This window comes from Pseudomonas saudiphocaensis, from assembly GCF_000756775.1.
Classification (GTDB): domain Bacteria; phylum Pseudomonadota; class Gammaproteobacteria; order Pseudomonadales; family Pseudomonadaceae; genus Stutzerimonas; species Stutzerimonas saudiphocaensis.
On the sequence record NZ_CCSF01000001.1, the window covers coordinates 2,572,111 to 2,584,253 of the forward strand.

Here is a 12,143-nt window from a genome sequence, read left to right on the forward strand (position 1 = left end):
CTTATCGTCCGGCGCTCTCCGTACTCACTTCTGCAACAACCTCAGGCCGTTGAACACCACCAGCAGGCTCACACCCATGTCGGCAAATACCGCCATCCACATGGTTGCCTCGCCGGCCAGGGCCATGCCCAGAAACAACGCCTTGATACCCAGCGCCAGCGCGATGTTCTGTTTGAGGATGCTCGCGGTCTGCCGTGACAGGCGAACAAACGCCGGAATCTTGCGCAAGTCGTCGTCCATCAGCGCGACATCCGCTGTTTCGATGGCCGTGTCGGTGCCGGCTGCGCCCATGGCGAAGCCAATCTGCGCCTTGGCCAGCGCCGGCGCATCGTTGATGCCATCACCGACCATGCCGACCATCTGGCCCTGTACCTGACGCGCTTCGATCCACCCCAGCTTGTCGGCCGGCAGCAAATTCCCCTGCGCCTCGGCGACTCCCACCTGCTCGGCAATGACTGCCGCGGTGTGGGCGTTATCACCCGTTAGCATGCAGGTACGAATACCCAGCTGCTGCAGTTCGGCCAGTGCCTCACGACTGCTTTGGCGCACCGTGTCGGCAACGGCGAACAGCATCAGCGCACGCTGCTCATCGCATAGCACCACCGCCGTCTTGCCCTGACGCTCCAGCGCTTCCAGGCGCTCTTCCAGCGGCGCAGAACACAGCCCCAGATCCTCGACCAACCGATGATTGCCCAGGTAGAGCAGCCTGCCGGTAACCCGGCCCTGGCTGCCGCGCCCGGGCAGCGCAGTAAAATCATCCACCTCCAGAAGCGCCAGACCCTGCTCTTCGGCGTGGCGGGCCAGCGCTCTGGATACCGGATGGTCAGAGCGCGCCGCCAGGCTTGCCGCCCAGCCAGCATGGGTTGGTTCGTCATCGCCAAACAGGTTCAGGCTGTCGGTCTGCACCGGTTTGCCGTGGGTCAGGGTGCCGGTCTTGTCCAGCGCCAAGACCTGCAGATGGCGCCCGTTTTCCAGGTACACGCCACCCTTGATCAAGATGCCCCGGCGCGCCGCTGCCGCCAGGCCGCTGACCACCGTCACCGGCGTGGAAATCACCAGCGCGCAGGGGCAGGCCACCACCAGCAACACCAGGGCACGGTAAATCCAGTCGAACCAGGCGCCGCCCAGCAGCAGAGGTGGCAGCACGGCAACCAGCAGGGCGAAGAGGAACACCAATGGTGTATAGATACGCGAAAACCGATCGACAAAGCGCTGTGTCGGTGCCCGGGAGCCCTGGGCCTCTTCTACGGCATGGATAATCCGCGCCAGAGTGGTATCACGCGCCGCCGCCGACACGCGAAACTCCAGCGAGCCCGCTTCATTGATGGTGCCGGCAAAAACCTGATCGCCGATGCGCTTCTCCACCGGCAGGCTTTCACCGGTGATAGGTGCCTGGTTGACCGTTGAGCTTCCGGAAATCACCTCGCCGTCCAGGCCGATACGCTCGCCAGGCCGCACGCGCACCACATCGCCCGGATTGACGGACTGCACGTCCAGCTCCAGCCAGCGGCCATCGGCCTGCATCACCGTCGCCTGGGGTGGCGCCAGATCCATCAGGCCACGTATGGCGTTGCGTGCCCGATCCAGCGAGCGCGCTTCAATCAGCTCGGCAAGCGTGAACAGAACCATCACCATGGCCGCTTCCGGCCACTGGCCGATCAGCACCGCGCCAGTCACGGCAATGCTCATCAGGGCATTGATATTGAGGTTGCGATTTTTCAGGGCAATCCAGCCCTTCTTGTAGGTGTTCAAGCCGCAGAGCAGGATCGCCAGCAGGGCCAGGCCGGCCACCAGCCACTGCGGCCCTGCCCCACTGAAGTGGACGATCTCCGCGGCTAGCGCTGCTGCCCCGGACAAGGCCAACGGCCACCAGTGCTTTTTCGTCGAGAGCTGTTCGGGGCCGGTTTGCGGTGCGGCTTCGTCTTCCACCACCGGGGTGAATCCCAGCTTCTCGATGACCAAGATCACCCGCTCCAGCGCACCCTCTTCATGGCTGACGCTCAGCACCCGCTGCAACAGATTGAACTGCAGCTCGCCAACGCCGGGTACACCCGCCAGCGCATCACGAATCAGGCGCTCCTCGGTGGGGCAGTCCATCTGTTCGATACGAATGCGCGTGCTACCTGGCGCCAGAACCCGGGCGGTCGATACCGCCGGTTCGTGGTCATGCTCATGGCCACAGCAACTTTTCATGGAGACCTCGCAGGAGTAACGAATGCCTGTTGCGCAGTACACACCCTGAATCCCCTGTCACCATAGGGTCAAGCTCCGCGCAGAAGCCTGCGATGAATTGGTGAACTGGCCGGCTACTCCACCCCGCAGCACTTCGCTCGGGAGCTGCCTGGCTGGGCGGCAACCCGGTCTACCACGGGCACCCGGACGGCATGCAGACGCTCACGCTGAAGCGCAGCGGCATGCCGAATTGCAGCTACGCTTGTTGATACTGCACCGACCCCGGCGCAGGTCATGACAGGAGCATCGCCATGTCCGGCAAGTTTCATCTGAAGAAAGGCAACAACGGCCAGTTTCATTTCAACCTGCTGGCGAGCAACGGCCAGGTCATTCTCTCCAGCGAGCAGTACAAGGCCCATGCCTCGGCCATCAACGGCATCGACTCGGTACGCAAGAACGCCTCGCGCGAAGGCGCGTTCGAGATACGTGAATCAAGCAGCGGCAAACCCTACTTCGTGCTCAAGGCGACCAACGGACAGGTCATCGGCCAGAGCCAGATGTACGCCAGCCTGAGCAGTGCGGAAAAAGGCTGCGAATCGGTACGCAACCACGCCCCGGGGGCAAGCCTGCTGGACGAAAGCACTGCAGCGACCACCTGAACCTGAAGAGCGGCACGGCCCGACCTCCAGCCTTTAGCGGGCCGTCCGCTTGAATACATAGAAGCGGTTGGGCTCACCGACCACGTAGATGTTGCCCCGCCCATCCATCGCCACGCCCTCGGCCTGATTGATCCCCTGAACCAGGCCATTCAAGTCGCCAAACAGCGCCATGAAGCTGCGCGGCTTACCTTGCAGATCAAGCTCCACCAGCAGGCGAGACTCGTCCGAGAGCATCAGGGTATGGCCGCTCACGGGGTCGAAGGCCAACGAGGAAATATCACGCACCACCAGCGGCTGCCTTGGCAGTGCTTCAAGCACGCCAAAGTCGCCGTCTTCACCAGGAAACGGCAGTTCGAACAGCCCTTGCGGGTCACGCTCCTTGGCCAGCAGCAGGCGTTGCGTATGGGGGTTCCAGGCCAAGCCTTCGAAACCCTTGTTGCCCGCATCGGCAAAGCCCAGGTCATGCACGACCAGATCGTCCAGATCGATGCTGTCCACGCCCGGCTCGGGATTCACCAGCGCCACCAGTCGTCGACGCTCGTCAACCACAGCCAGGCGCCCATCGCCAATGGCCTCGACGGCCTCGGGATCGGAAAAACCGTTCAGCCGTATGCGTCGCAACACCAGGCCCGCCGGGGTGAATTCGACCAGCTGCGGGTTCTGCCCGGTGACGGTCCACAGCGTGCCCGTCAGCGGGTTCCAGGTCAGGCCCGAGGTTTCATCCTCTTCCAGCCCAGCCAGGGTCGTCTCCAGTACCAACTCGTAGTCAGGCAGCCAGATACTGGCCGCGCGCTGCTCAGCACCCACGTGCTTCTCGGCCCAGTACAACCGCAGCTGGTCATCCCAGTGCAGCTGATGACCAGTAATCAGAAAAGCGGCCAGGGCCAGCAACAAGCAGGAATTGAGGATCAGCCGCCAGCGCGGCGTGCGAGTGGCAATGGGGGGCATGGACAAGGTTCCAGCGAAAGGACGCGCATTACAGCACGGCAGCCATCAGCAGGAAACGCAAAGCGGCGGGATTGCCCCGCCGCTACGGCTCAGAGTACGCGGCTTTCGAAGCTCGACAGCCCGACCAGCTCCAGCGTCAGCGTATCGCCCGAAGCCAGCGGACCCACACCGGCTGGCGTGCCCGTCAGCACCACGTCACCCGGCTGCAGACTGAAGTGGCCGGCGATATGCTGCAGCAGCGGCAGGATGGCGTTGAGCATCTGGCTGCTGTTGCCGTCCTGGCGCAGCTCGCCGTTGATGCTCAGACGGATGCCGATATCGGTCAGGTCTTCCACCGTGCTGGAATGCACGAAGGGCGCCAGAACGCAGGCCCCGTCGAAGCTCTTGGCGACTTCCCACGGGTGGCCCTTTTCCTTGAGCTGCGCCTGCACGTCACGCAGGGTCAGATCCAGTGCCGGGGCGAAACCGGAAATGGCATCGCGGACTTCTTCCTCGTTGGGCCGGCGCGACAGCGGCTTGCCGATCAACACGGCAATCTCCGCCTCGTAGTGCACCGCTCCACGGTCGGCAGGAATAGCGAAGCCACCATCGAGATCCGTTGCGCAGCTGCCGGGCTTGATGAACAGAAGCGGTTCGGTGGGCACCGGATTGTTCAGTTCCTTGGCATGTTCGGCGTAGTTGCGACCGACGCAAACCACCTTGCCCAGGGGAAAGTGGATCGGCGTGCCATCGGTGTATTGATGCTTGTAGGTCATGGGTGATCCTTAATCCGTGGGGCGGTTATCCCGCCGATGCCCTAGGCGGGTAACACCCGCCGTGCTTCAAACCGCGAATATCTTGCCAGGGTTCATGATGCCATTGGGGTCGAACGCCGCCTTGACCGCCTTCATGTACTCGATTTCCGCAGCCGAGCGGCTGTACTCGAGGTAATCACGCTTGGTCATGCCGACGCCGTGTTCGGCGGAGATCGAACCGTTGTACTTCTCGACGGTTTCGAACACCCACTTGTTCACCGAAGCGCATTTTTCGAAGAACTCGTCCTTGGACAGCGCTTCCGGCTTGAGGATGTTCAGGTGCAGGTTGCCGTCGCCGATATGGCCGTACCAGAGCACCTCGAAATCCGGGTAGTTCTGGCTGACGATGGCATCGATGTCGGCCAGGAAGGCCGGCACTTTGCTCACGGTCACCGAGATGTCGTTCTTGTATGGCGTCCAGTGGCTGATGGTTTCGGAGATGTATTCGCGCAGTTTCCAGAGGTTCTGCAGTTGCTGCTCGCTCTGGCTCATCACGCCATCGATCACCCAGCCTTCGTTGACGCAATGCTCGAAGGTCGCCAGGGCCTGGTCGGCACGCTCCTCGGTGGTGGCCTCGAACTCCAGCAGCGCGTAGAAGGGCGCGCGGGTTTCGAACGGCGCGGGTACGTCGCCGCGGCCGAGGATCTTGTCCAGGCACTTGTCGGAGAAGAACTCGAAGGCGGTCAGGTCCAGCTTGTCCTGGAAGGCGTGCAGTACCGGCATGATCGAGTCGAAATCCGGCGTGCCCAGCACCATCGCGGTGAGGTTGGTCGGTTGGCGCTCCAGGCGCATGGTGGCCTCGACCACGAAGCCCAGGGTGCCCTCGGCGCCGATGAACAGCTGGCGCAGGTCATAGCCGGTGGCGTTCTTGATCAGGTCCTTGTTCAGCTCCAGCAGGTCGCCCTTGCCGGTGACGACCTTCATGCCCGCCACCCAGTTGCGGGTCATGCCGTAGCGGATCACCTTGATGCCGCCGGCGTTGGTGCCGATGTTGCCGCCAATCTGGCTGGAGCCGGCAGAGGCGAAGTCCACGGGGTAGTACAGGCCCTTGTCCTCGGCGAACTGCTGCAGCTGCGCGGTGACCACCCCGGGCTGGCAGACCACGGTGCGGTCGGTGGCATTGAAGTCGAGGATCTGGTTCATGTTGTCGAAGGACACCACCACCTCGCCGTTGGCCGCGACAGCCGCGGCGGACAGCCCGGTACGGCCGCCGGACGGCACCAGGGCGACCTTGTGGGTGTTGGCCCAGCGCACAATGGCCTGGACCTGCTCGACGGTCTTGGGGAAGACGATGGCCGACGGCGCCGGAGCGAAATGCTTGGTCCAATCCTTGCCGTAGGCGGCCAGCGATTCGGCGTCGGTCAGGACCTTGCCGGGCTCGACCAGGGTTTTCAGCTCTTCGATCAGGACGGGATCGGTCATCACAGGAACTCTCATACGATTCATGGTCACCCTGAGCACGCTTCAGCTCGGGGGATGGGTCTTTCAGGGGGCTCGTATGCTAGCATACGAGCCCCTTTGAAACGTGCCTCGGCAGACTCCCGAACCGGCATTATCCGGTCGGCCGGCCTTCGCTGGACACTCGTCATAACCTCCGGCCCTAAAGGTTTAAACACAGATGAGCCAGACCTCTCTCGACAAGAGCAAGATCAAGTTCCTTCTCCTTGAAGGTGTCCACCAGAACGCCATCGACACCCTGAAGGCCGCCGGTTACTCCAACATCGAATACCTCAAGACCGCGCTCTCCGGCGACGAGCTGAAGGCAAAGATCGCGGATGCCCACTTCATCGGCATCCGCTCGCGCACCCAGCTCACCGAGGAAGTGTTCGATGCGGCGAAGAAGCTGATCGCTGTCGGCTGCTTCTGCATCGGCACCAACCAGGTCGACCTCAATGCCGCCCGCGAGCGCGGTATCGCCGTGTTCAACGCGCCCTACTCCAACACCCGTTCGGTAGCCGAGCTGGTGCTGGCCGAGGCCATCCTGCTGCTGCGCGGCATCCCCGAGAAGAACGCCTCCTGCCACCGCGGCGGCTGGATCAAGTCTGCAGCCAACTCCTTCGAGATCCGCGGCAAGAAGCTCGGCATCATCGGTTATGGCTCCATCGGCACCCAGCTGTCGGTGCTGGCCGAGTCCCTGGGCATGCAGGTCTACTTCTATGACGTGGTGACCAAGCTGCCGCTGGGCAATGCCACCCAGGTCGGCTCGCTGTACGAGCTGCTGGGCATGTGCGACATCGTTTCCCTGCACGTGCCGGAGCTGCCGTCCACCCAGTGGATGATCGGCGAGAAGGAAATCCGCGCCATGAAGAAGGGCGGCATCCTGATCAACGCCGCTCGCGGTACCGTGGTCGAGCTGGATCACCTGGCCGCCGCCATCAAGGACGAGCACCTGATCGGCGCCGCCATCGACGTGTTCCCGGTGGAGCCGCGCTCCAACGATGAAGAGTTCGAAAGCCCGCTGCGTGGCCTGGACCGCGTGATCCTGACGCCGCACATCGGTGGTTCTACCGCCGAAGCGCAGGCCAATATCGGCCTGGAAGTGGCAGAGAAGTTGGTCAAGTACAGCGACAACGGCACCTCGGTGTCATCGGTCAACTTCCCTGAAGTGGCCCTGCCGTCTCATCCCGACAAGCACCGCCTGCTGCACATCCACCAGAACATCCCTGGTGTGATGAGCGAGATCAACAAGGTCTTCGCCGACAACGGCATCAACATCGCCGGTCAGTTCCTGCAGACCAACGAGAAGGTCGGTTACGTGGTGATCGACGTCGACAAGCAGTACTCCGAGCTGGCGCTGGAGAAGCTGCAGAAGGTCAACGGCACCATCCGCAGCCGCGTCCTGTTCTGATCGGCAGGTGATGACCAAAGGGAGGCTACGGCCTCCCTTTTTTGTGCTCAGTCAAAAGCCCAGCTCGCCGGCAGAGCACGGCCGCTGGTTTTCTCCAGGTTGTCGGTCTCTGGCCGCTGCTGCCGCTGCGGTCGTGGCTGGACCGGCTCGAGCGGCGGTACTTCAGGAGGGGCGTCCAGCGTAGGCGGGCGCGGCTCGCGCTCGTCAGGCGAGTCGATGATGTCCTGACGTGGCTCGCGGTTGTCCAGCGGATGCTCGCGGCTTTTCTCCGGTAGCGTTGGTCCGGTACCAGTTGCCAGCGCCGGAGCAGCGGCTACCAGGGTTGCGGTGAAGATCAGCGTACGCAGGTCCATGGCTCACTCCTGAAGTGATACCTGGTTTGGCAACCTCCTGCAGCATGAGTTTCAACGGTACGGGCAAGCATGGCCGCCAAAGCAAAAGCCCCGGTCGAGGCCGGGGCTTTGCTTCAAGCAACGCTGGTCTCAACATCAGTTACCTGCGCCACCCGCTCCGCCTGCACCACCTGCTCCGCCTGCACCACCACCGGTGCCGGTGCCAGTACCCATACCGCCGGTGCCAGTACCGGTCCCCATGCCGTCAGTACCAGTACCGGTACCAACGCCAGTGCCAGTGCCAGTGCCAGTGCCAGTGCCAGTGCCAGTGCCAGTGCCAGTGTCGGCATCAACGCCGGTGCCGGTGTTCATGCCCGGGCTGGCCGGCATGCCCGAACGGGTATCTTCATTGGTGGTTCCATCCATGCTGCCGTAGCCGCCGTTCTCGGTGCGGTCGGTACCAGTGGTGCCCGTCGCGAACACAGCTGTAGACATCAGGCTGGCCAGGGTAAATGCGGCAATTTTGGTCGCTTTCATGTCGTTCTCCATTTCTCAGTGAGTACCTAAAATCGGGCAGCAGGGCACGCCAAGGGTTTCATCGGGGGCATTACAAAATCTTTCTTTTCACCAGCAGGCCATATCCCCTCCGTTTCGCTACCGTTCGTCGCCTTTTCGTTCTTGCGCCACGCTGGACACGCCCTGAACCAGCGAAGCGGTGAACTTCACTGACTGTTGCCGGTCGTTTAGTAACTTTCAGCCTCTTATAACAATGGATTGAACATGGACGACGCGGATCTGACCCATCAGGAACGCAATCTTTCCTGCGTGTGCCTGCTTACCAGTAACGAACTGCTTGGGCTGTTCTTCAAACACTTCATAAATGAGCAGATCCGTCTTGAAGTCAGCCTGGAGCGCTCCGTCCAGAGCAGAGCGCCAGCCCCTGATCTCTATCTGCTCGACGCCGACAGCAACGACTCCACACAGCTGGCCCAGTTTCTGGAGCAACTGGACGGAGAGGTACCGGTAGCCCTGCTGAACATCGCTCCAGAGGAGGCCGAGCAGCTGGTTGAGCAATACCCTGCCGTTCGCGGCGTGTTCTACGCCCATGCAACGCCCGAACATCTGCTGGAAGGCATTCAAGTACTGCTTGATGGCGGAGACTGGCTGCCCCGCCTACTGACCGAGCGCCTGCTCAGCCAGTGGCGCCGCATGCGCCAACGGGTTGGCAACAGGCCATCGCTGACGCTGCGTGAGCGAGAAATTCTCAAGCTCGCCGGCCAGGGCCTGTCGAACGCCGAAATTGCCGAACAGCTGAACCTGAGCCCGCATACGATCAAAAGCCATATCCACAATCTGCTGCGCAAGATTGGAGCGGCCAACCGCGCTGAAGCGGCCTTGCTCCTGCGCGGCCGTCTGGAACAACCCGAGCCCTGCCGGGCCTGAGCCCGGTATTCGGTGAGGCTGCCGTTTGGACGCAAGCGGCAGGCTTAAGCGGACCAACGGCACGCCAATGGCCGTTCGTTCAGCGCAGGTTCAGCTTGGGTTCAGCAGCGGTTCAGTGACCACCTTTCAGACTGGGGACCGTCAGTTCCTGTAGTTTGAAAAGGAGTCACCGATGAAGAAAATCACCACCCTGGCCCTGGCCACCACCTTTGGCATGTTCAGCATGGGCAGCCATGCCGCGGAAAATTTCGCCGGCCTCACCTGGGGCGAAAGCACCATCAATACCGACCGGTCCAGCTCACTGCAGCAGAACATGCCCGGTAAAAACCGCTTCGACGACACCATCAAGAACAGCGGCACCTGGGGTGTGCGTGCTGGTCAGATGACCGACGAAGCCCGCTACTACATGACTTACGAGAATGTCTCGGACGATTACGGCAGCAGCCTCAAGCTGCGCCAGCAGAACCTTATCGGCAGCTATGACATGTTCGTCCCGCTGGGCGACAGCACCCGCCTGTTCGGTGGTGCTAGCGCCGGTCTGACCAAACTGGAAAACGAATCCAGCGGCTACAGCCGTGACAGCGACATCGGCTATCTGGTCGGTCTGCAGGCCGGTATCCTGCAGAACGTCGGCACCAATACCTCGCTGGAAGCCGGCTATCGCTATCTGCGCAGCAACGCCAGCACCGAAGTGTCAGAACGTGGCGTCGGCAAGCTGGGCTCGATTGACCTGCACAGCAGCAAGCAGGTCTACCTGGGCCTCAACTATCACTTCTGATGGCATCGCGCTGACAGACAGTTGAACGACGGCCGGGCTAATGCTCGGCCTTCTTTTGGGGGCTCGCAGCAACTTCGAACCTGGGGAGAAGAGAATATGAAAGTGCTGGTGGTGGAAGACGAGGCGCTGCTGCGCCACCACTTGCAGGCCCGGCTCAGCGAGAGCGGGCACATCGTCGATGCAGTGCCCGATGCCGAAGAGGCGTTGTATCAGTGCCAGGAATTCAATCATGACCTGGCCGTCATCGATCTGGGCCTTCCCGGTATCAGCGGCCTGGACCTGATCCGCCAGTTACGCAGCGGTGGCAAGACCTTCCCCATTCTTATCCTCACCGCCCGCGGCAACTGGCAGGACAAGGTCGAAGGCCTGGCGGCCGGCGCCGACGACTATGTGGTCAAACCCTTCCAGTTCGAAGAGCTGGAAGCCCGGTTGAATGCGCTGCTACGGCGTTCCAGCGGCTTCACCCAGGCCACCATCCAGGCCGGGCCGCTGCTGCTCGACCTCAACCGCAAGCAGGCCACCGCCAATGGCGAGTCGCTGTCACTGACCGCCTACGAATACCGCATACTCGAGTATCTGATGCGCCATCAGCAGCAGGTAGTAGCCAAGGAGCGCCTGATGGAGCAGCTCTACAGCGATAACGAGGAGCGCGATCCAAACGTGATCGAAGTGCTTGTAGGTCGGCTGCGACGCAAGCTCGAAAGCCAGTGCGCGATGAAACCCATCGAAACCGTACGCGGGCTGGGTTACCTGTTCACCGAGCGCTGCCGATGAACCGACGCTGGCGCCGGCTTCAGGCGCGCATCCGTATCCTGAGCACCGGCGCCATGTCGCTGCGCCTGCGCCTGATGCTCGGCGCCGCAAGCCTGGCCGTGCTGTTTATGCTGGCCCTGCTGCCTGTGTTGCAGGGCGCCTTCAGCCTGAGCTTCGAGAAAGTCATCGAGCAGCGCCTGGCCGCCGATGCCATTACGCTGATCACTGCCGCACAGGTCGAGGACGGCCGGCTGTCGATGCCCGAGCGGCTGCCCGACGAAGAATTCAACCTGCCGGACGCGCAACTGCTGGGCTTTATCTACGATCGCCGCGGCGAGCTGGTGTGGCGCTCGCGTTCGGCTGTCGACGAACACATCGACTATCGCCCGCGCTACGAAGGCCGTACGACGGAGTTCCTGCGTGTACGCGACGCGGAGGGCATCGAGTATTTCGCCTATGACGTCGAACTGCATCTGGCCGGCCGACGCGACAACGCCTTCAGCTTCGTCACCATGCAGCCAACCAGCGAATATCTCAGCCTGTTCGAAGAGTTTCGCCGCCAGCTCTATCTCTGGCTGGGCAGCGGCCTGCTGGTACTGCTGGTGCTGCTCTGGCTCGGCCTGACCTGGGGCTTTCGCACGCTCAAACGGGTCAGCGCCGAGCTCGATGCGGTCGAGTTGGGCCAGCGCGAACGGCTAAGCGACGACCACCCGCGCGAGCTGCTACGCCTGACACGTTCGCTCAACCGGCTGCTGGACAGCGAGCGTCGTCAGCGCGAGCAGTACCGCAACGCTCTCGGTGACCTGGCGCACAGCCTGAAGACTCCGCTGACCGTTCTGCAGGGCGTCAGCGATACCTTCTCGGCGCAAGCGCACAGCCGCGCACAGGCACAGATCATGCGCTCGCAGATCGAGCGCATGAGCCAGCAGATCAGCTATCAGTTACAACGCGCCAGCCTCGGCAAAAGCGGCCTGGTGCGCCATCGGGCCGAGCTTGAACCGCTGCTGACCAGCCTCTGTAGCACGCTGGACAAGGTCTACCGCGACAAGCACGTGGAGGTCGAGCTGCAACTCCCCAGCTCCTGTCAGGTGCCGATGGAGCAAGGCGCACTGATGGAGCTGCTCGGCAACCTGCTGGAAAACGCCTACCGGCTCTGTCTGCAGCACATTCGTGTAAGTGCCAACATCGGCGACGGCGACCTGGTGTTGAGTATCGAAGATGACGGGCCCGGCGTACCGCTGGACCAGCAGGCGCGGATCATCCGCCGAGGTGAGCGCCTCGACGGCCAGCACCCCGGCCAGGGCATCGGCCTGGCGGTGGTCAAGGACATTCTCGACAGCTATGGCGGCGAACTCAGTCTCGGTGAGTCGCCACTGGGCGGCGCCGCCTTTCAGATCAGGCTGCGGACCGATTAAT

At 62.4% G+C, this 12,143-nt stretch carries 12 protein-coding genes; 6 read left to right on the plus strand and 6 right to left on the minus strand.

What is annotated here, in order from left to right; genetic code table 11:
• Positions 1–24: 24 nt before the first annotated feature.
• On the minus strand, positions 25–2,193 hold the full coding sequence (locus BN1079_RS11810) for a heavy metal translocating P-type ATPase (RefSeq protein WP_052114473.1): 2,169 nt from the start codon (positions 2,191–2,193) through the stop codon (positions 25–27).
• Between the two features lie 290 nt (positions 2,194–2,483).
• On the opposite strand from BN1079_RS11810, the gene BN1079_RS11815 reads away from it, so the two are divergent.
• Positions 2,484–2,831: a YegP family protein gene (locus BN1079_RS11815; RefSeq protein WP_037024622.1), complete on the plus strand. Its 348-nt coding sequence runs from the start codon at positions 2,484–2,486 to the stop codon at positions 2,829–2,831.
• Between the two features lie 33 nt (positions 2,832–2,864).
• Here BN1079_RS11815 and BN1079_RS11820 read toward each other — a convergent pair whose 3' ends face one another.
• The 3 genes from BN1079_RS11820 to BN1079_RS11830 all read right to left on the minus strand — a co-directional run bounded on the left by BN1079_RS11820 (position 2,865) and on the right by BN1079_RS11830 (position 5,995).
• Positions 2,865–3,779 (minus strand): SdiA-regulated domain-containing protein, encoded by a 915-nt coding sequence (locus BN1079_RS11820; protein ID WP_037024624.1) that lies wholly within the window; start codon positions 3,777–3,779, stop codon positions 2,865–2,867.
• An 89-nt stretch (positions 3,780–3,868) separates the two neighbouring features.
• A complete protein-coding gene (locus BN1079_RS11825; protein WP_037024625.1) occupies positions 3,869–4,534 on the minus strand; it encodes a fumarylacetoacetate hydrolase family protein in 666 nt (221 codons plus the stop codon).
• A 66-nt stretch (positions 4,535–4,600) separates the two neighbouring features.
• Entirely contained in the window at positions 4,601–5,995 is a 1,395-nt protein-coding gene (locus tag BN1079_RS11830) for an FAD-binding oxidoreductase (protein ID WP_037024626.1), read from the minus strand.
• Positions 5,996–6,191: 196 nt separating this feature from the next.
• Between BN1079_RS11830 and serA the strand changes: the two genes are divergently transcribed.
• A complete protein-coding gene (gene serA / locus BN1079_RS11835; protein WP_037024627.1) occupies positions 6,192–7,421 on the plus strand; it encodes a phosphoglycerate dehydrogenase in 1,230 nt (409 codons plus the stop codon).
• Between the two features lie 47 nt (positions 7,422–7,468).
• On the opposite strand, the gene BN1079_RS11840 is transcribed toward serA, so the two are convergent.
• Together BN1079_RS11840 and BN1079_RS17755 are read right to left on the minus strand one after the other, a co-directional pair.
• A complete protein-coding gene (locus BN1079_RS11840) occupies positions 7,469–7,774 on the minus strand; it encodes a hypothetical protein (protein ID WP_052114474.1) in 306 nt (101 codons plus the stop codon).
• A gap of 135 nt (positions 7,775–7,909) precedes the next feature.
• The gene (locus BN1079_RS17755; RefSeq protein WP_052114475.1) at positions 7,910–8,290 is read right to left on the minus strand and encodes a hypothetical protein; all 381 of its coding nucleotides are present in this window, start codon (positions 8,288–8,290) and stop codon (positions 7,910–7,912) included.
• Positions 8,291–8,611: 321 nt separating this feature from the next.
• Between BN1079_RS17755 and BN1079_RS11850 the strand changes: the two genes are divergently transcribed.
• From BN1079_RS11850 to BN1079_RS11865, 4 genes are all read left to right on the plus strand, one after another.
• Positions 8,612–9,196 (plus strand): helix-turn-helix transcriptional regulator, encoded by a 585-nt coding sequence (locus tag BN1079_RS11850; protein ID WP_037026881.1) that lies wholly within the window; start codon positions 8,612–8,614, stop codon positions 9,194–9,196.
• Between the two features lie 172 nt (positions 9,197–9,368).
• Positions 9,369–9,974, plus strand: coding sequence for an outer membrane beta-barrel protein (locus BN1079_RS11855; RefSeq protein WP_037024628.1), 606 nt, complete (start codon positions 9,369–9,371; stop codon positions 9,972–9,974).
• A gap of 96 nt (positions 9,975–10,070) precedes the next feature.
• Entirely contained in the window at positions 10,071–10,748 is a 678-nt protein-coding gene (locus BN1079_RS11860; RefSeq protein WP_037024630.1) for a response regulator, read from the plus strand.
• A complete protein-coding gene (locus tag BN1079_RS11865; protein ID WP_037024631.1) occupies positions 10,745–12,142 on the plus strand; it encodes an ATP-binding protein in 1,398 nt (465 codons plus the stop codon). The genes BN1079_RS11860 and BN1079_RS11865 overlap by 4 nt, the downstream gene beginning before the upstream one ends.
• Position 12,143 lies beyond the last annotated feature (1 nt).